The sequence below is a fragment of the Bacteroidota bacterium genome (assembly GCA_016699695.1).
Classification (GTDB): Bacteria; Bacteroidota; Bacteroidia; order Bacteroidales; family UBA10428; genus UBA10428.
This window is the reverse complement of record CP065006.1, coordinates 3604811-3624309: the sequence shown is the minus strand read 5'-3', so window position 1 is coordinate 3624309 and position 19499 is coordinate 3604811. Positions and strand designations below refer to the sequence as shown.

At 41.5% G+C, this 19499-nt stretch carries 14 protein-coding genes; 8 read left to right on the top strand and 6 right to left on the bottom strand.

Annotated elements, in window-relative coordinates:
• Positions 1-151: 151 nt before the first annotated feature.
• Together IPM71_15080 and IPM71_15075 are read left to right on the top strand one after the other, a co-directional pair.
• A complete protein-coding gene (locus IPM71_15080; protein ID QQS50886.1) occupies positions 152-910 on the top strand; it encodes a DNA/RNA non-specific endonuclease in 759 nt (252 codons plus the stop codon).
• A 350-nt stretch (positions 911-1260) separates the two neighbouring features.
• Positions 1261-2427: a hypothetical protein gene (locus IPM71_15075; protein QQS50885.1), complete on the top strand. Its 1167-nt coding sequence runs from the start codon at positions 1261-1263 to the stop codon at positions 2425-2427.
• Positions 2428-2457: 30 nt separating this feature from the next.
• Here the strand turns inward: IPM71_15075 and IPM71_15070 are convergent, their stop codons facing one another.
• Positions 2458-2895: a CBS domain-containing protein gene (locus IPM71_15070; protein QQS50884.1), complete on the bottom strand. Its 438-nt coding sequence runs from the start codon at positions 2893-2895 to the stop codon at positions 2458-2460.
• 444 nt (positions 2896-3339) lie between these two features.
• On the opposite strand from IPM71_15070, the gene IPM71_15065 reads away from it, so the two are divergent.
• The gene (locus IPM71_15065; GenBank protein ID QQS50883.1) at positions 3340-4518 is read left to right on the top strand and encodes an O-succinylhomoserine sulfhydrylase; all 1179 of its coding nucleotides are present in this window, start codon (positions 3340-3342) and stop codon (positions 4516-4518) included.
• Positions 4519-5108: 590 nt separating this feature from the next.
• Here IPM71_15065 and IPM71_15060 read toward each other — a convergent pair.
• Positions 5109-8903: a hypothetical protein gene (locus tag IPM71_15060; GenBank protein ID QQS50882.1), complete on the bottom strand. Its 3795-nt coding sequence runs from the start codon at positions 8901-8903 to the stop codon at positions 5109-5111.
• Positions 8904-9270: 367 nt separating this feature from the next.
• Positions 9271-9414, bottom strand: coding sequence for a hypothetical protein (locus IPM71_15055; protein QQS50881.1), 144 nt, complete (start codon positions 9412-9414; stop codon positions 9271-9273).
• Between the two features lie 159 nt (positions 9415-9573).
• On the opposite strand from IPM71_15055, the gene IPM71_15050 reads away from it, so the two are divergent.
• From IPM71_15050 to IPM71_15030, 5 genes are all read left to right on the top strand, one after another.
• Positions 9574-11505, top strand: a complete 1932-nt coding sequence (locus tag IPM71_15050; protein QQS50880.1) for an AAA family ATPase — start codon at positions 9574-9576, stop codon at positions 11503-11505.
• Between the two features lie 159 nt (positions 11506-11664).
• Positions 11665-14133, top strand: a complete 2469-nt coding sequence (locus IPM71_15045; protein QQS50879.1) for a TonB-dependent receptor — start codon at positions 11665-11667, stop codon at positions 14131-14133.
• Between the two features lie 66 nt (positions 14134-14199).
• A complete protein-coding gene (locus tag IPM71_15040) occupies positions 14200-15129 on the top strand; it encodes an alpha/beta hydrolase (GenBank protein QQS50878.1) in 930 nt (309 codons plus the stop codon).
• Positions 15129-16481 carry a glycosyl hydrolase 53 family protein gene (locus IPM71_15035; protein ID QQS50877.1) on the top strand — a complete coding sequence of 451 codons (1353 nt, stop codon included), beginning with the start codon at positions 15129-15131 and terminating at the stop codon, positions 16479-16481. Before IPM71_15040 ends, IPM71_15035 begins: the two co-directional genes overlap by 1 nt.
• A 229-nt stretch (positions 16482-16710) precedes the next feature.
• Entirely contained in the window at positions 16711-17250 is a 540-nt protein-coding gene (locus IPM71_15030) for an SRPBCC family protein (GenBank protein ID QQS50876.1), read from the top strand.
• Between the two features lie 295 nt (positions 17251-17545).
• Here IPM71_15030 and IPM71_15025 read toward each other — a convergent pair whose 3' ends face one another.
• The 3 genes from IPM71_15025 to IPM71_15015 form a co-directional block, all read right to left on the bottom strand.
• A complete protein-coding gene (locus IPM71_15025) occupies positions 17546-18682 on the bottom strand; it encodes a pyruvate carboxyltransferase (protein QQS50875.1) in 1137 nt (378 codons plus the stop codon).
• A 96-nt stretch (positions 18683-18778) separates the two neighbouring features.
• The gene (locus tag IPM71_15020; protein QQS50874.1) at positions 18779-19087 is read right to left on the bottom strand and encodes a (2Fe-2S) ferredoxin domain-containing protein; all 309 of its coding nucleotides are present in this window, start codon (positions 19085-19087) and stop codon (positions 18779-18781) included.
• 20 nt (positions 19088-19107) lie between these two features.
• A complete protein-coding gene (locus IPM71_15015) occupies positions 19108-19467 on the bottom strand; it encodes a hypothetical protein (GenBank protein ID QQS50873.1) in 360 nt (119 codons plus the stop codon).
• Between the last annotated feature and the right edge of the window lie 32 nt (positions 19468-19499).

Below are 19499 nucleotides of genomic sequence, written 5' to 3'. Positions count from 1 at the left end.
ATAAAGGCTGTGTTTTTCACGCCGAATGGCCTTTAGAATTAGCGACTGGATTGAATTACAAAAAGATTATTCGTGTGTAACCCATTTTAAACATTCGCAGTATACAAACCAGAAAATCGATGAAATATTTACCCTGAAAAAGTAATCACATATGAAAAAAATCTTTCTCCTTGGAATTAGTGCAATTTTCAGTCATTTTTTGCTTGCCCAGACAGCAGGTTTAATGCTTCCTGCCCCTCAGGAGCGAGAACAGCTCATCCATCACAATGGTTTTTCTATGTCTTATAGTTCGGCTTATGTATTCAGCTCTTGGGTGGCTTACAATGTTACTCAATCCGAGGTAGATGAAGCTGCAAAGGTAAATCCTAAATATGTTCCGGATCCGGCCGTTCAGACACGCTCTGCCGAAAAAAAAGATTATAAAGACAGTGGCTATGAATTTGCCCAACTGTGCAATTACCTCGACGTAATGCACCTCGAAGGGGCCACGGCACAAAGCTTTTACATGAGCAACATTGTTCCCATGAAGTTTGCCTTCTATACACATATGTGGTTAAAAACCGAAGACCTGATTCGCATGTGGCTTGGCGACAAGCAGGTATTTCATATTGTAGCAGGCCCCATTGCCAAAGATGCTCCATTTACCACACTGGGAGAGAATAAAGTAGCTGTACCTAAGAATTATTATAAAGTGGTGTATGACCCACAAAGTCAGCAGGCCATTGCCTTCAAATTTAAGAACGGGGTTTCGTCGGGTTCGTTGAAATCGTACACCCTTAGCGTGGATAAGCTGGAAGAAGAAACAGGCATTGACTTTTTTCCTGAGTTGGAAGATGAACTGGAAAACAAAATAGAATCGACGGTGAATTATGATTTCTGGGATTTTGAACTCGAAAAAGAGTTAAAATAACATTACTGTCCGGTAAATAATAAAGATTTGGCTAAAGCCCAATAATGGAGCAGTTTAATAGCCCCTGGCTTAAGCCAGGGGTAATAGAATAGCAAAAAAAGAATTGGCATTAGACAGAAGTTTAATTCATTGAATTATAGAACTATTTTTATGACAATTAAGCATATTTAATGATTTTAATTCTTAACCGTACAGTAGTGTTAATTTAAATAAAACCCAAATTAACCAAAAGGAGATCAAATTGGTCCCCTTTTTTTATTCCATCACTTCCCTTATCAAAATATACCGGGTGCATGTTGAATGGAAGGAATTTTTCTATTTTAGCTCGAATAGGCAAAAGATATTTTTCTATGACTGAATGGATAAAGCATTCTATTATTTATCATGTGCTCATCGATCGTTTTGCAGGTTTTTCTGAAGAAGCCAATGCAGGAAAAGACACTTTTTGTGGCGGAAACCTCCAAGCCATTGAACAAAAACTCGATCACATCCAAAACCTGGGTGCCGGCACCTTGTGGTTATCGCCTTTTTATTCTACTACATCATACCACGGTTACCATATTACCGATTATTCGCAGGTAGAACCACAATTTGGCACCTTGGCCGACCTAAAAAACCTGATTGCTGCCTGCAAACTCAGAAACATGCGAATTATCGCTGATGTAGTGCCAAACCATTGCTCTGTGCAACATCCATGGTTTCAGCAAGCACAAGCATCAAAACAAAGCGAGTATTTTTCATGGTTCACTTTTAACGAATGGCCTTGTCGGTATCTTACATTTCTTGATTTTCCGGAGCTTGCCAAGTTCAATTTACAAAATCCTGCTACAGCAGAGTGGTTTATTGAAAATATGGTGCAATGGGCCCGCCTGGGCTTTGATGGTTTCAGAATCGACCATGTGGTTGGTCTTCCAGATGCATTTATCCAAAAACTTAGTGAAGCGCTCAAAGCCATCAATCCGGCCTTTGTGCTCATCGGCGAAGCCTGGACAGAAGGCATGCACTACAAACACCTGAAAACATTGCGATTGAGGGGACGTTACAATTATTGGAAACAGGGATTTAAGCAGACCGACATTCAGAAACATTACATAGGCCTGCTCGATGGAGTACTTGATTTTGGATGGCGACAGCTGGTGTTGGACCACATTCAGCTTGCAAACACAAATCCGGCAAAACTCGAAAAACTGATCGATTCGTATAATCATCTCTACCCTGCCGGATTTCTATTGCCAAGGTTTTTAGACAACCACGACACATCGCGCTTGATGTATGCTTGCAAACAGGATGAAACGCTATACCGCAAAATCCTGGCCTTGCTTTTCAAACAAAATCAGCCGGTAATTATTTACTATGGCACCGAGGCAGGCCTTACGCACCAAAAGCCAGTGAGAGCCGGTGAAGCCTTCTCAGACCTTCGTGCACGGTCCCTGATTAACTGGAATATCCCCACTCAACCCCACACTGAGTTTATCAAAAAAGTTGCATCGGAGCGAAAAATGGGCAAAAAACAATAACCCGTGCATATTTGATAAACTTGCTAAAAATTACCTTTTACCGATGATGTAATCTTCGAGCTGGCTAATGGTATTGTTTTGTGCCATTATTACTTTGTTTACCACATCGCCAATGGAGATAATACCCACAAGTTTCTGGTCTTTATCGACTACAGGAAGATGGCGCACACGGTTGTCGGTCATCAGCTTCATGCATTCGTTGATGGTGGTTTCCGGTTTCACTCCAAAAACCCGGTCGGTCATAAGGCTTTTTACCAGCGATTCGTGGGAAGTTTTGCCCATGAGTACCAGTTTGCGGGCATAATCGCGTTCAGAAAAGATGCCCATCACTTTTTGGTCTTTCACTACCGGCAGTGCGCCTACATTTTTACCGGCCATTTTCTTGAGTGCCTCATACACGGTCGCTTCCGGATCGATGGTGACACATTCATAGCCTTTGGTTTCGAGAATGTCTTTTACAGTGTACATAATTGCAAAGTTTAGGTGGAAAACAAACTATACCAAGGGTATAAGTTACCGAATAGTTGCTACTTTTCAAAGTATTGATCAAAACAATCTGTTTTAACTTCCGGTTTAGTCAATTAATAAAAGCTTCTATGATAAGACTATATTATACCCGTTACAACCTTATTTTATATTTTGCCCACGCTCACCCCTCTTTCCCATAAAGGGGATGAGCCACGCTCGAAGCATAATGTGAGAGTTGGCAATCATAGAATAAACGTTTTATTTTATGATTAATACAAACCAATATTTTATTTCCTGGTTCGATAACGAATATTCATAAAGCTTTTAAGCAGTTCAAATATTTTTGACACTGTATAAGATGAATACATGATCGAATGGCTTCAGAAAAATAAAAAGTCTATTTTTACACCCTAAACCAATGCATCAGGCAGCAATAACCAACGAATGAAAAATTACACCCACTTCGAAACCAACGCCATTCGCAACCAGCTTTCGCGCTCACAAAAGAAAGAACACAGTGTGCCTATCTTTGCCACCTCAAGTTTTGTGTTTGACAGTGCCGAAGAGGCCCGGGCTGTTTTTGCCGATGAAATTGAAGGTTATTATTATTCGCGCATTGCCAATCCGAACTCCGACGAGTTTGCACAGAAACTCTGTATGCTCGAAGGCACCGAAGATGGCATTGCTACAGCTACCGGAATGTCTGCAATTTTTTTAGCCATTGTAGCCAACCTACGCGCGGGCGATCACATTGTTTCGTCGCGCAGCCTGTTTGGTTCTTCGCACCAGATTATTACCCAATTGCTGCCCCGTTGGGGAATAACCCATACTTATGTCGATTATGATGACCCGGAAGGATGGGAAGAGGCCATTATGCCCAATACGCGCCTGCTATTTATCGAAACACCCTCGAACCCTGGCCTTGATTTGCTCGATATGGATTACCTTGGAAAGTTGGCTCACGAAAATCAATGTCTTTTTGTAGTGGACAATTGCTTTGCCACGCCCTACCTGCAAAATCCTGCCAAATACGGTTGCGACCTGATATGCCATTCGGCCACCAAGTACATCGATGGACAGGGTCGTGCCATGGGTGGTGCGGTGTTGGGTACCAAAGCAGCCATGGAACAAGTGCATCTTTTTGCCCGTCAGACAGGGCCCTCCCTTTCGCCCTTTAATGCCTGGATTTTATCGAAAAGCCTCGAGACATTGGCCGTGCGGATGGACAGGCATTGCAGCAATGCACTCAAGCTGGCAAATCATTTGTCGGGTAAAAAGGGAATAAAAACGGTAAAATATCCTTTTCTCCCCTCTCACCCACAATACGAACTTGCCAAAAAACAAATGCGCATGGGTGGCGGACTTGTTACTTTCGAATTAGAAGGGGGCTATGAACGCTGCATACGATTTATAGACCACATCGAAATGCTGTCGATAACCCCTAACCTGGGTGACACCCGCACCACCATCACACACCCAGCTTCCACCACCCACTCGAAATTGAGTACCGAAGAACAGGAAAGTGTGGGGATTTCGAAAGCCATGGTACGCTTGTCTGTTGGGCTTGAACACATCGACGATATTGTCGACGATCTGGAAAAAGCACTGGACAAATCGAAATAGGAAAAATCAATTTCTATAAAGCATATTGAATTGAAAGTCGCGAAGATTGGTTCATTTTCATTTGTTAATGTCTATTAGCAAATTATTGATTTAAGTTTATTGGGTGTAATAAGAAACTCGCAGTTGTCTATTTATAAGTTGCAGTGGCTTACTTGATAGTCGCAGTTGCCTACTTAAAAGTCGCAGTGACTTACTTGAATGTCGCAGTTGACAGTTTGAAAGTCGCAGTTGTCTATTTATAAGTTGCAGTGGCTTACTTGATAGTCGCAGTGGCCTATTTGAAAGTCGCAGTGACTTACTTGAAAGTCGCAGTTGACAGATTGAAAGTCGCAGTTGACAGTTTGAAAGTCGCAGTAGCTTACTTGAATGTCGCAGTTGTCTATTTGAAAATTGCAGTGACTTGTCCTAAAATAACTTGACGGATTATTATTAAAAAACTATTTCTTCTTATTTGCTTAATTCTTGTGCTTATCATTAAAGATATTCCCTATGCATTTCATCGGACCAAATATCGATTTTTCCTTTTAAAAACTCAAAGACTTTAAGCCGAACTTGATATGAATGAGCTTTTCAATTGAGAGTTTTTACATTTAAGCCAAGGGTAATTTAATAATTGCTGTTGTTCCTTCACCTAGTTGCGATTCATATTCCAGTGTTCCATTGTGCTCCAGAATAATTTTATAGGAAATCGACAAACCTAAACCAGTTCCTTTCCCTGGCTCTTTGGTTGTAAAGAAGGGTTCAAAAATTTTTCCCAAATTTTCCTTTTCAATACCACAACCTGTATCTGATATATAAGTAATAAAATAAATTGAATCAACTTCAGTTTTTATTCTTATCGAGCCTGTAATTGCAATAGCTTGTTCGGCATTTGACAATACATTTAAAAAAGCCTGATGTAATTTCCCTTCGTTACCCTCTATTGAATAATCTCCCTTGTAGTAATCTTTTTCAACTTCAACCCTATACTTTAAGCGATTATTCAACATAATAAGGCAATTATCGATAATTGAATGAACGTTGCAATTGGTTCTCAACAACTCATCTTTACGACTATAAGCACTTAAACTACTTACAATACTCGTAGCACGAACAATTCCAGTATCAATACTTTTTAAATATTGAGAAAAATTTTCTGCATGTTCAGGAAGATTTTCATTGATATATTCTTCAATACCAAAAAGACCGCCTTGGATAAAATTTAAAGGATTGTTTATTTCATGAGCTATACCAGCCGAAAGTATACCCAGAGAAGCCATTTTTTCTGATTGAATGATTTGATCCTGGGCAATCTTTAGGTTTTTCAGGGTGGCTTCCAATTCTTTGTGCTGTTTGTATAATTTTTCATTAGCAAAACCCAAGTCTTTATTGGTTATACACAATTCTTTATTAAGTAAGTTCTGTTCTTCATTTAGAGTTTTTAGTTCTTCGTTTTGATTAGAAATTTCGATTGTCTTCTCCCTTACAATTTGCTCAAGTTGTTGTTTTTGATTGGATAGTGCAGAAATCCTCCATTTGTATAGTCCAATAAATAATATAAGAATTAAAATAAAAGACAAAAGTCTAAACCAAACTGTTTCCCACCAGGGAGGGCGAATAGTAAAAGAATAAGAATACTCTCTGCTCCAAAAACCTTCGCCGTTCATAGCTTTTACTTTAAAGGTATATGAACCATGGGGAAGATTGCCATAAGGAGCTAAAGTTCTATTTGTGATAGCACTCCAGTTTTCGTCAATGCCTTCGAGTTTATATTGGTATTTTACATTTTTACTTTGCTTCAGTGTGATACCGGTATAATTGAAAGTAATGTAGTTATTCTGATAAGCTAAACTCAAATCTATAGGAAGGCCGTAATATGGAGTAATATCGCTAAACCTAAAATTATTCAACTTAACTCCATTACCGAGGACAATGCTTGTGTCTTTCGCAGAGCCAAAACTACCTTCTTGATTTTTACCGATCTTTTTATTCGACAGTTTTGACCAATGGATTAGCTCATTAAATACTTCAATGCTTGTCATCAGAATAGTTGGAGGTATGGTATCCGGGTTTTTGTTCTTTGGGTGATAAACTGTAAGCCTATCGCTAGCGCCAATCCATATACTACCATCTTTGGTTTCGCAAATCGTTTTACCCTCATTAACACCTATGCCTAAAAATCCATCGTCGTAGCCATAATTTTCAAATATTGGGGTTGAAGGGTCAATGGATTTTTTTATTAGTAAATCATTGTCTTTAAGTTTATCTGCATTTATTATGCTTAATCCGATTCCTGTACCGATAAAAAAGTTTCCGCTTTTATCAAAAAATATACTGAATACATTACTGCCCAATAAGCCTTGTTGCTCAGTTAATGAAAGAATTCTATAACCATCAAATTCAGTTTCCTGACTGTTACCTTGAGTTACCTTCTTGCTTAAAATAGTAATTCCTCCAAAAGTGCCAAACCAAATATTTCCATCTGGATCTTCCAATGAAGACCAAACAATATTGTTTATTAAACCTTCATTTTGGGTAAAATGCACAAAAGATTTTCCGTCGAATTTACTCACTCCACCTTCGGTTCCAAACCAAATATTTCCATCCCGATCCTCTAAAATCGACCATACAAAGTTGTTTGTCAGACCCTCTTTTACCGTAAATTGTGTAAAACTTATACCATTGTATCTATAGGCGCCGTCACCCCAAGTTCCAAACCAAAGGTTACCTTTGCGATCTTCAATGATTGATAAGAAACTGCTTTTCGATGTTCCATCTTTTAAGGTAAAATGCGTAAAATTCTTTCCATCGAACTTATTCAGACCGTTATTCGTACCAACCCAGAGATTTCCTTTATTGTCTTCGAAAATTGATCTGATATTATTATCCGATAAACCCTCATTCGTGGTATAATGTGTAAAACTTTTCCCATTGTATTTGCTTAAGCCTCTGAAGGTGCCTAACCATAAATTACCTTTTCGATCTTCGTAAATTGATCTGATAATACTATTGGGCAAGCCTTCTTTTTCGGTAAAATGAGTGAAGGTTTTACCATTGTATTTGGCTATTCCTGCACCATACATACCAAACCATAGGTTACCATTTCTATCCTCAAGTATTGATTTGATTGTTATCAGCAACAGACCCTCATTTTCAGAAAAACTGGTAAAATTTTCACCATCGAATTTGCAAATAGACAAATCTGTTCCAAACCAGATTTCTCTATTCTGGTCTTCAATAATTGCCCAAATGTTGTTATTTGTAAGACCTTCTTTTTCAGAATAAAGCATAAAATTATTGCCATCGTATTTCAATACACCTCCGCCAGAAGTCCCAAACCAAATGTTTCCATAAAAATCTTCTTCAATGACCCTAATTGTACTATTTGGAAATCCATATTCAGGAGTAAAATGCGTGAAGGATTTTCTGTCTGCATTAAGTCTGGAAATGCCACCTCCATAAGATCCTATCCATAAATTACCATTATGATCTTCAAAAATTGAACCTACCTGATTATCTAATAATCCTTGCTCTTTAGTATAATTTGTAAAAATTTTTCCGTCGAATTTGCTTAATCCTCCATCTGTAGCAAACCAAATATTACCATTGTGGTCTTCGATTATTGTTCTTACTTTATCATTCAACAATCCTTCTTGAACAGTAATATGGGTGAAAAATTTGCCATCGAATCTTGTAACACCGCCGCCATATGTACCGAACCATAAATTTCCACTTTGATCTTCAATGATTGATCTAATTGGGAAACCATTTAAACCTTCCTTAGCTGTATAAAAAGTAAACGTTATTCCATTAAATTTTGTCACACCAGAATACGAAGAAAACCAAAGGTTACCGCTTCGATCTTGCAACATCGACAATATAAAAGCATCGTTTAAACCTTGCTGTTTACCGAAGATGTTAAAATTTTGCGGATTCTGATCACGACTGACGGGATCTTTGGCTAATACAATCTCAGGAATACCAGCCAAAACTGGGTTTAAATTCGCATGTACTTGTTCTGGCAATTGAAATGAATCCTGACCAATAAAATAAATATGGCTTATATCTGCCAAAATAATCTTTGGCCTACCCGCCTTAACAATATTTGAATTTGTTTCTGTTATTTTTGGTGTTCCTGATTTAATAACTTTCGGATAAGGAACTCCATTTTTACCTGGAATAATGTTTATTAATGAATCTGGATTCAATTTGATAATTGTAAGGCTATCGGAATTTGCCTGTGAAGAATTATCAAATTCCACATCCTGGCTATTTTGCAAGCATGCACTAAGCAGAATAGAAGTTACAGCAATTATAAGAAGAAATGAATTTGTTGTGATATATCTGATAATGCTCATCCAGTGCCATTTTTTACTAAAACAAATATAACCATTTGAAATATTCATATGTGTTTAAGAGAATGTTATAAAAGAATTAAACTAGCGTTCGCCCCAACTACCGCAAGTCTTTGACTTGTGGCCATAAATAGCATGTAACATACAACAAAAAATTTCATTATTTCAATGGCGCGCGTTTAGCTTGCGTAACGCGTGCTAACAAATAGGTTGCTGTTTTAATATATAAGCAATTCGCAATTATGCCGGGCACGATGGTTTAATTACAGTTGAGATATTAGAATGAACACGCGTTACGCAAATGCTAAATGCGCGCTAGTGGACCCTGCATGGGCCGAACAAGCCGGATTTCGTGCGAGCCGTGGACGCCCGGCACACGGGGCTAAAATGAGGGTGTTATAAACCCACTGGGCTAACTTCAAACTATAAAAATCATATGACTGCCACATTGGGGGCATATTTCCAATTTATCGTCGCCCACACAACCTTCCACCGGTTCATAATCCAGTTTGTGCTCGTCGCCTTTCCAGCCACAGTCTTTGCATTCCCATTCCGTTGTCATGCTTTTCTTTTTATTGCAAATGTATTCATCGGTTTTTAAATATTAAGATTCACAACTTCAATTAAGGCCGAATTTCCAGTACACTTTGTAATTTCATTTTTCTGAAGCCAAGCATGAACCAACAGCACAATCTGTATATTTGTGACTCATTAAGCAACCATGCCACGAAAAGAGATTCAGGAAGAAATTACCCGTTTGCTCAACCTGCTGCGTCGCGAAAAAGAAGAGGACCTGAAGCATTACCTGCGAAAGATGAGCAGCAACTCCCTCACAGAACGCCGCAAGGAAGGGGTATGCTGGTACCCGGTGCGTATTGAAAAAACCAGTTATAGCCAGGCGGAATATCCAATCTTACGCCTGTCGAGAAATCCAAGTCATGGCGAGTCGCATTCGTTTCAGCCCGGAAAGCCGGTGCAGTTATTTTCGGCCCAGGCACAACAAGACGACGAGGAAGCCCAGGTGAAAGGGGTGGTTAACATGGCTGGCGATCATGAAATGGTAGTTACCCTGCACGCCAATGAGATTCCTGATTGGGCTTACGATGGAAAATTGGGCATTCAGCTGCTCTTCGACGAAACCAGCTATCGCGAAATGGAAGCAGGGCTGAAGAATCTGCTTACCACCACCGACAAGCGTATCGAAAGCCTTAAACAGATATTGCTTGGTGAACAAGAGGCTTACTTTTCAAACGAATCGGCCGCAAAAGTAAAAGAGTTGAACGAAAGCCAAAACCAGGCCCTTCAATTGGTACTCACTGCCTGCGATGTAGCCATAATCCATGGTCCGCCCGGCACCGGTAAAACAACCACACTGGTGCAAGCTATCCGTCAAACTCTTCAAAAAGAAACCCAAGTGCTGGTTTGCGCCCCCAGCAATGCAGCGGTGGATTTGCTGTGCGAAAAACTTCTTCAGGAAAATATATCTGTCGTGCGTGTAGGAAACCCCGCCCGCATCACCGACCAGATTATGAACTCCACGCTCGATGCCCAGATTACGCTTCATCCGCAATACAAGCAACTAAAAACACTGCGTCGCCAGGCTGAGGAATACAAAAACCTGGGCCACAAATACAAACGAACCTTCGGACCCGAAGAACGTGAACAAAGAAAATTGTTGTTGGCCGAGGCCAGACAGTTTAAAGCCGAAGCCGAAATGCTTTCGGGCTATATAAAAAATGATATTATCGAAAAAACAAGGGTGGTGGCCTGTACCCTTGTTGGCTCCACCAGTGCGGCATTGAAAGGAAAATATTTCGGTACGGTATTCATCGATGAAGCTGCCCAGGCCCTCGAACCTGCCTGCTGGTTGCCTATTCTAAAATCGCAGAGGGTAATCTTTGCCGGCGACCATTGTCAACTGCCTCCCACCATTAAATCGCTTTCGGCGGCCAAAGAAGGATTAGAAGTGACACTTTTCGAAAAAGCCATTGAGCGCAACAAGGCAGATACCATGCTCACCGAACAATACCGCATGCACGAAAGCATCATGCGCTTTTCCGGAAGGCACTTTTACAACGATAAGCTGGTGGCAAACAGGCAGGTTGCCAATTGGCTGATATTTCCCGACGACCAACCGCTGGAATTTATCGATACGGCCGGCTGTGGCTTTGCTGAACAAACAAACCCGGAAACTAAAAGTGCTTTCAACCCCGAAGAAATGGATCTGCTTTTTAGGCACCTATCGGGCTACCTTACCGATCTGGCACATCTGAGAATAGCCCCTCACATATATGGTGTCGGAATTATTTCTCCCTATAAAGCCCAGGTAAACCTGATGCAGGAAAGTTTTTCTGAACAGGTGAACCTGAGTCCGGAGCTGTGCAAACAAATCAGCATCAATACCATCGACTCGTTTCAGGGACAGGAGCGCGATGTCATCTACATCAGCCTGGTGCGTTCGAACGAAAAGAGCGAAATTGGGTTTCTGGCCGACATCAGGCGCATGAATGTAGCCATGACCCGTGCCCGGAAAAAGCTGGTAATTGTAGGCGACAGTGCTACCATCGGCAATCACCCTTTTTACAGCCAGTTAATTGATTATGTGAACGAAACAGGTGCGTATAAAAGCGCCTTTGAATACCTTTATCCATAGCAGAAATGCACTAACAGGTGTCAATGAAAACTCAGAGATAATAGAATTTATGTCTTCTATCAAAAAAGTGCATCAAACAATTAGTAGCTAAGCAGCCTAAATCAACTCATTGAGGTATGATTTTTGTAGCAACAGGCGCCAAAAAAGGATAAAATTGATATGTTTCTGAAAAGCCTTCAGCACCAACAAGCCCAAAATATTGAAAAGTCGAGCCTGCCAAAGATCCGTTGGTTTTTTGTGCTATTTCTGCTTGTATTTTCCTGTTTTCAAGTTTATTCACAACTATTTGTGGTTACAGATGCCGAAAGTAACGAGCCCCTCGAATTGGTAACGGTTACCAGTACACAACCACGGGCCACAACCCTTACCAATGCCAAGGGACAGGCAAATATCGCTGCCTTTAAGGGTGCTGAAATTATCGAAATACGTGTGATTGGATACCATACCCAAATACGCAGTTACCAGCAATTGCAGGAATCTTCGTTTAAGGTGCAGTTAACTCCCTCGCTGGTGAGCATTGACGAAGTGGTGGTGTCGGCCTCACGGTGGAACCAGAAAACCTCGGAGTTGCCTCAAAAAATAAGCTCTATCTCAACCCGTTCGGTAATCATACACAATCCACAAACTGCTGCAGACATGCTTGCGCTTTCAGGGAAAGTATTTATTCAGAAGAGCCAGCAGGGAGGCGGTAGCCCCATGATAAGGGGTTTTGCTACCAGCAGACTGTTGTATTCGGTAGATGGGGTACGCATGAATACCGCCATTTTTCGAAGTGGAAATATCCAGAATGTAATCTCGCTCGACCCTTTTGCTATGGAAAATACCGAAGTGCTTTTCGGTCCGGGATCGGTCATTTACGGCAGCGATGCCATTGGCGGAGTTATGAGCTTTCAGACCCTGACACCCCAATTCTCGTTGGAAGAAAAAACGCATGTAAAAGGCAACATTACAGCCCGGTATGCTACGGCCAACCAGGAAAAAACCGGTCACTTCGACATCAATTTAGGAGGAAAAAAATGGGCAGGACTTACCAGCATAAGTAGCAATTCTTTCGACCACCTGCGTATGGGTAGCTATGGCCCTGAAGAATACCTAAGGCCATTTTATGTAGAAAGACAAGACAGCATGGATGTGGTAAAGCAAAATTCCGACAACCGGATCCAGAATCCAACAGGCTATACCCAATTTAACCTGATGCAGAAGATTTCTTACAAGCCTTCGGATCAATGGCAGTTTCACTATGGGTTTCATTATTCGCAAACCTCGGATTATGGCCGCTACGACAGACATATACGTTACAAAAACGGCCAACCACGCTATGGAGAATGGAACTACGGTCCACAGATCTGGATGATGAACAACCTGAACGCTATACACCACGCCAACCGGGGCATTTACGACCAGTTATCGGTGCACCTGGCTCAGCAGTTTTTCGAAGAAAGCCGCATAAGCCGGAATATAAACGATCCTCTACGCGAAATACGCACCGAAAAAGTCGATGCTCTTTCGGCCAACTTCGATTTTACCAAATCCGCAGGCGGGCAACACCGGATTATATACGGAGCAGAATCCATTTACAACAAAGTGCGCTCAACAGGTGTGGATGAAGATATAGAGGAAGGTACTTCTGAAGAAGGCCCCTCACGCTACCCTCAATCGACCTGGGAGTCGTATGCCCTCTACCTGACAGATCAATACAAAATAAACAGCAAAGTTACCTTACACTTTGGAATCCGTTATACGCATTATCTTTTGAATGCCAAGTTTGATACCAGCTTTTATTCCTTTCCTTTTACAGAAGCCCATTTGAACAAAGGTTCGCTTAGTGGCAGTTTCGGAGTAGTTTACAGACCCAATAAAAACTGGGTATTAAATACGAATGCTTCTACCGCCTTCCGAGCCCCGAATGTAGACGACATGGGAAAAGTTTTTGATTCTGAGCAGGGTACCGTTACAGTTCCAAATCCATCTTTAGAGGCTGAATATGCCTATAACTTAGATGCAGGAATTGCCAGGATTATCAATGACTGGTTAAAAATTGACCTTACAATCTATGGCACATACTTGAACAATGCCATGGTAAGGCGCGATTATACCCTCAATGGTCAGGACAGTATAATGTATAGTGGCGTGATGAGTCAGGTACAGGCCATTCAAAATGCAGCTTTCGCCATTGTTTATGGACTTCAGGCCGGACTCGAAGTTAAACTACCGGCAGGATTTGGTATCTCATCTGATTTCAATTTGCAGAAAGGCGAAGAAGAACTTGACAACGGTGAAACCAGCCCCACGAGGCATGCTCCTCCCTGGTTCGGAAATACAAAACTCACCTTCGTGGCTGGCCGTTTTAATGTAAAGCTTTATGCTACTTACAGCGGAGAAAAAACCTTTGCCGAAATGCCCGAGGAAGAAATAGGAAAGCCTGAGATCTATGCCATTGACCCTGAAGGAAATCCCTGGTCGCCCGGTTGGTATACCCTCAACCTTAAAATGCGCTACCAGTTGAACAATTTGGTTACCCTCTCGGCCGGGGTCGAAAACATTACCGACCAGCGCTATAAACCCTATAGCTCGGGCATTGCTGCATCAGGATTAAACTTTATAGGGGCAGTAAGAGCCAATTTTTAAGCAATTGCAGTATACAATAGAACGGTTTACTTCACGTTAAAATAGTTAAACTGCCAAATTATTCATATGACTAGATGGATTAAACGTATTGTCCTAATTGGTTTGATCTTAAGTATTGGGTATTCATTAATCGGAGAATATTTTTTCAGAAAAGCCACCGAAACCAAATCGCTCCAAAAAACCAGCCGGCTTGACATAGAAATAGCTGCAGAAAGAATTGATACCAGCTGGTACAATCATCAGAAAAAAGAAAGGTTTACCATCTCTTCAGAATTTGGATATAAGCTTCAGGCTATACTCTTATATGCTTCCGATTCGAGCCAGAAAACCATTGTGGTGCACCACGGACTCGGAGCCGACAAGTACATCATGCACAAATTGGCTCCGATGTACCTGAATATGGGTTTTAATGTTCTTCTGTTCGACAGCAGGGCACACGGAGAAAGTGGCGGCGAAAGCTATAGTTATGGCTATTATGAAAAATTTGACCTCGACCGTGTATTGACCTATGTAAATAAGCGTTTTGCAAATGGCATTATTGGCGTGCATGGCGAGTCGATGGGGGCTGCTACCTGCCTATTGCATGCAGGAATGAAAGATAAACAGGCAGAGGCAGATTTCTACATTTCCGACTGCGGCTATTCCGACCTGAAGACCTTGTTTCGGCATCGACTAAAAGAGGATTTTAAATTACCCAACCTTTTTATTATTGAGGCAGCCAGCATGGCCACCAAATTGCACGAAGGATATTGGTTTTCGCAAGTAAGCCCGATCGAAAACCTGGATCAAGTCTCCACTCCAATCCTGTTTATTCATGGTACACAAGACGATTATGTCCCTACCTTTATGGCTCGCCAAATGTTTCAGAAAAAGGCAGGCACAAAAGACCTTTATCTTTCAGAAGAATCGGTGCATGCCACCTCTTTTGGCGATCATCCTGTAGAATATCAGAAAGCAGTGGAAGATTTTCTCCTATCCATTGCCTATATTTGGTAATGAAAAAATCTATATTGCTTATTTCATTACTCCTCATCAATTTAGCAGGCCTGCAGGCACAATACCAACCAATATACATCGAATCCTTTCAGCTGGGAACAGATTTGTCGCTGGTAAAGGCTATACTGGACAACAATGGCGTTTACAAATATGAGAATGCACCAGGCGATGTATTTTCTATTTTCAAAGAGGGTGGTTACAATTATGTGCGGTTGAGACTCTTTCATACACCCAACATGGATGAATCATACGGAACAGTCAACAGCCTGGAATATACCCTTGCACTGGCTGCACAGGTAAAAGCATCAGGTTTTAAACTTTTGCTCGATTTTCATTACAGCGATACCTGGGCCGATCCGGGAAACCAGGAAATACCTGCTGCCTGGAATGGACTAACCTTCAACACACTGCAAGATAGTCTGTATCAATATACCAAAAGGGTGCTGAATATCTTTGCTGCTGCGGGTTTAAGGCCCGACATGGTGCAAACAGGCAATGAAATTAACAACGGAATGTTATGGCCACATGGACAGGCATGGATCAATGGGAAACCAAACTACATTTCCCTAGCAAGCCTTTTAAAATCTGCATCAAAAGGCGTAAGGGAATCCTCGGGAGGTAATACAATTCCGATTATGATTCATGCAGCCACCGGAGGATCGAAGAACGATTCAAGAAATTTCTACGACAGCCTGCTCAAGTACGACCTTGAATTCGATGTCATTGGCCTTAGCTTTTATCCATGCTGGCATGGCACGCTGGTTGACCTTGAAGAAAATATCCAATTTCTGAATCAGCAATACAGTCAATCGATTATGGTAGTAGAAACCAGTTACCAGGCTGAAGGTACACCGCCTGACTATTGTGTGCTTTCAGAAGAAGAACTTCCATTTCCCTTTACCCAGCAGGGGCAAACAGATTATTTGCAGGCGATTTACAATTTACTTCAACCCTATGATAATGTAAAAGGCTTATACTATTGGGGAGGCGAATACATCTGGGCAGGAGACATCGGAGGATCGTGGTCGTCACTTTTTCATTGGCAGGGAAATGCCTATCAGGCCATTACTGCGTTAAAAGGTTTTATGCCTACTTCTGTAAACGAGCCATTTAACCAAAAGCATATTCAATTAAGTGTGATTGATCAAAGTGTCTATGTCAACCTAAACCCGACTATCAATGGGCAGGTGATAGCTGAATTATTTAACCTATCCGGCGTACTTTTGCAGCAGGAAAAAATGGGTAGAGGCCATTATTTACTGGAGATACCTAATGTGCCGAAAGGCTTGTATGTGATGCGGTTTACTTTTCAGCAGGGATTTACAGAGTCCCATCTGCTGGCTGTGCCCTGATTGATTCATCTGGTTTTATGCGAATGGTGAATGTTCGAAGATCTTAATTCCATGCCATCTCTGAAAAGCATTTCTTGAAAAGGGTCCTTTTTTCATTTAACCCGAATTGCGAATTAGAGCAATCGATATCAATCGAATTTATTTAGAAGCAATTTGGAATGAAAAGCCTCGGTCAGTTTCGAACAATTTTGTAACTTCTGCGACTAAACCATTCAAAAAACCCTTCATTATGAAAGCATTAAAAATTATAGGCATAGTGCTTCTGGTGCTGCTTGCCATTGTTTTGATTCCACCTGCGTTTGTAGATGGCAATTATGCTGTAGAACGTGAGGTTACCATAGAACAGCCAGTTGAGGTGGCATTTGATTATTTCAAACTATTAAAAAACCAGGAAGATTACAGCGTGTGGTCGAAAATGGACCCCGCCATGGAGAAAAGCTACTCAGGCACCGATGGAACTGTTGGTGCGGTCTACTATTGGTCGGGAAATAAAGATGTGGGAAAAGGCGAACAGGAGATAATTGCTGTGAAAGATGGCGAACGTATTGATTACGTGCTACGTTTTATGGAGCCATTCGAATCTACCGACTTTGCCTACATTACCACCGAAAGTAAAAGCGACAGTGTATGTGTGGTAAAATGGGGATTTACGGGCAAAATGACTTACCCCATGAAAGGCATGCTGCTGTTTATGGATATGGAAAATATGCTGGGCCAGCAACTGGGAGAAGGTCTTGAAAATGCTAAAAAAGTACTCGAATCGATTTAAGCTGCTAACTTGATTGACAAAACAGGGCATTTCTTAATTAAGATTGCCCTGTTCTTTTTAATAGCAATTTATGATTAGCCACTATTATGCCCTTTACAACTTTATTTTAACTCTTGCCCACGCTCACCCCTCTTTCCCCTAAAGGGATGACTCCCGCGCACGTAGCATAATATGGGTTTTGCCAAGAAAGGAACAAATGCTTGAAATTAATACTAATACACGCTTTATCTATCCTACTGGTCTGATAATGTCTATTCCATTGCAATTTTATCATAGAAGCTTTTCACTTTAAGAATCATCTTTCATTGTATTGATCAGAAAAACCAATATGCGCATACATTTCGAGTAGTTGTGCCTCGCTAAGAAAGGTTTTAGATCCTTGTGCCAGGCTTTTAATTTTTTGCAGCATAAGCAATGCTTCCTCTTCGTTTACAGACATACCTTGTGAAGAAAAGTAGTGCATAAGCCCTTTTTTCCCGGAGTGCTTTCCGAATACAAACCGGGTGCACCCCGCGCCATATTCCAGAGGATTAATTGCCTGGTAGGCTCCGGGGTTTTCGGCCATAGCTGCAGTATGTATGCCCGATTCGTGCCAGAAAGTTTTTTCGCCGGTAATGGGCTTGCTTTCTGAGTTGCGACGCCTTGATATTTGTGCCACATACCTGCTTAGATTCTGCACCATACGCGTATTAAAACCTTGCTGACCTTTGACCGTGCTAAGATAGGCCACAATTTCTTCCAGCACCGAGTTACCAGCCCGCTCACCCAGGCCGTTTACTGTAGCGCTTACGCACCTGGCACCCGATTGCAGCGCAGTAATGGCATTGGCCGTGGCCATGCCAAAATCGTTGTGACCATGAAATTCGAATTCAGTTTGACAAAACTGTCCGACAAGTCTTTCAAAAAGTGCCCGGGTAGCAAGCGGATCGAGAATGCCCACCGTATCGGTAATACGCAGCCGGTGAGCCCCCCAATTAACAGCCTGATGAATGTATTCCTCTAAAAAAATAAACTCTGCCCTCGAAGCATCCTGAGCACCTATAGTAACAAAATTAAAATGTTGCATGGCAAAATTCAGCACCCTTTTAAGCTCGGCAATAACCCAATCGCGGTTTTTGCCAATGGCGGCAATCTGGATATCGCTTACAGGAAGGGAAATATTCACTGCATCGGTGCCAAGCCTGGAGGCCACTTTTAATTCCGGAAGGTTTGCCCTACACCAGCACGATGTTTTAAAGCTGAAACCTGCCGATGCAACGGCAGCAATCGCTTTTTGTTCCTCTTTACCTATAGCCGGACTGCCCGCTTCTAACTCATGCACTCCCAGCTGATCGAGCAAAGAAGCCACTTTCAATTTTTCGATGATGTTGAACACAACCCCAGGGGCTTGTTCACCATCGCGCAATGTGGAATCGATAAGGTATGCATCCATAGTTACTGAGTTTAGAAATTCTGCGGATAATATTTATCCCGGCATGAACATCTCTGTAAAGAGACTAAGCAGTTAAAAATCTTTACAGTAATAAGCTTAATTGGCGATAATATATTTTTCAGCCGCTTCACCGTTTTCGAGAGCATCGAGAATTTCATCGATAGCCTCTTCGCTGTTCACTCCACCATACCAAAAATTACTTGGTTGAATTACCATCACAGGTCCCTGGGCGCATACATTGAGGCAGGCCGTTGTGGATACAGCCACATCTAAACCACGGTCAGCGGCCTCTTCCGAAACATACTGAAGTAAACTTGTAGCGCCTTTCTTGTTGCAGGCACCTTGTGCATCTCCGGCAACCCGGTATGAGTTGCACAGCAAAATCAAATAGTCTGGCTTTTTCATGTTGTATTATGTATTTTGAATTAAAGTTCGATTTTTTCACATTGGTGATTCTTTGTTGAAATCACCTGTTCTACTGCACAATAACAAAGTTTTACCTCTATACCCAGATTTTTAAGCCTGATTTTTGGCACCTCGCCAATTTGCTGCGTAATAAGCACCTGGCAATCCTTAATCAGGTCATAGGCAATGGCAAACTTTTCGGCCACAAAAGTGTGGTCAGAGGTGCTTTTAATACCTTCCTGCCGGCAATATGGTATTACACCACGTTTTTCGATGGTACGCAGGGCACCGTCAACTACCTCGTACACAAAAAATGTAGAGGCCTTACCAAAATGTGTATCGACATAATTGCCGTCGCTTGTTGTAATTGCTATTTTCATGTGCGTATTATTGATTTTCAAGCATTAGTGGG

What these genes read in the sequence shown, in the direction of transcription:
- IPM71_15075 (QQS50885.1), top strand. Translation starts at nt 1,261, where the DNA reads ATGACTGAATGGATAAAGCATTCTATTATTTATCATGTGCTCATCGAT.
- IPM71_15055 (QQS50881.1), bottom strand. Translation starts at nt 9,414, where the DNA reads ATGACAACGGAATGGGAATGCAAAGACTGTGGCTGGAAAGGCGACGAG.
- IPM71_15050 (QQS50880.1), top strand. Translation starts at nt 9,574, where the DNA reads ATGCCACGAAAAGAGATTCAGGAAGAAATTACCCGTTTGCTCAACCTG.
- IPM71_15045 (QQS50879.1), top strand. Translation starts at nt 11,665, where the DNA reads ATGTTTCTGAAAAGCCTTCAGCACCAACAAGCCCAAAATATTGAAAAG.
- IPM71_15030 (QQS50876.1), top strand. Translation starts at nt 16,711, where the DNA reads ATGAAAGCATTAAAAATTATAGGCATAGTGCTTCTGGTGCTGCTTGCC.
- IPM71_15015 (QQS50873.1), bottom strand. Translation starts at nt 19,467, where the DNA reads ATGAAAATAGCAATTACAACAAGCGACGGCAATTATGTCGATACACAT.
- IPM71_15060 (QQS50882.1), bottom strand. Translation starts at nt 8,903, where the DNA reads ATGAATATTTCAAATGGTTATATTTGTTTTAGTAAAAAATGGCACTGG.
- IPM71_15020 (QQS50874.1), bottom strand. Translation starts at nt 19,087, where the DNA reads ATGAAAAAGCCAGACTATTTGATTTTGCTGTGCAACTCATACCGGGTT.
- IPM71_15070 (QQS50884.1), bottom strand. Translation starts at nt 2,895, where the DNA reads ATGTACACTGTAAAAGACATTCTCGAAACCAAAGGCTATGAATGTGTC.
- IPM71_15065 (QQS50883.1), top strand. Translation starts at nt 3,340, where the DNA reads ATGAAAAATTACACCCACTTCGAAACCAACGCCATTCGCAACCAGCTT.
- IPM71_15025 (QQS50875.1), bottom strand. Translation starts at nt 18,682, where the DNA reads ATGGATGCATACCTTATCGATTCCACATTGCGCGATGGTGAACAAGCC.
- IPM71_15035 (QQS50877.1), top strand. Translation starts at nt 15,129, where the DNA reads ATGAAAAAATCTATATTGCTTATTTCATTACTCCTCATCAATTTAGCA.
- IPM71_15040 (QQS50878.1), top strand. Translation starts at nt 14,200, where the DNA reads ATGACTAGATGGATTAAACGTATTGTCCTAATTGGTTTGATCTTAAGT.
- IPM71_15080 (QQS50886.1), top strand. Translation starts at nt 152, where the DNA reads ATGAAAAAAATCTTTCTCCTTGGAATTAGTGCAATTTTCAGTCATTTT.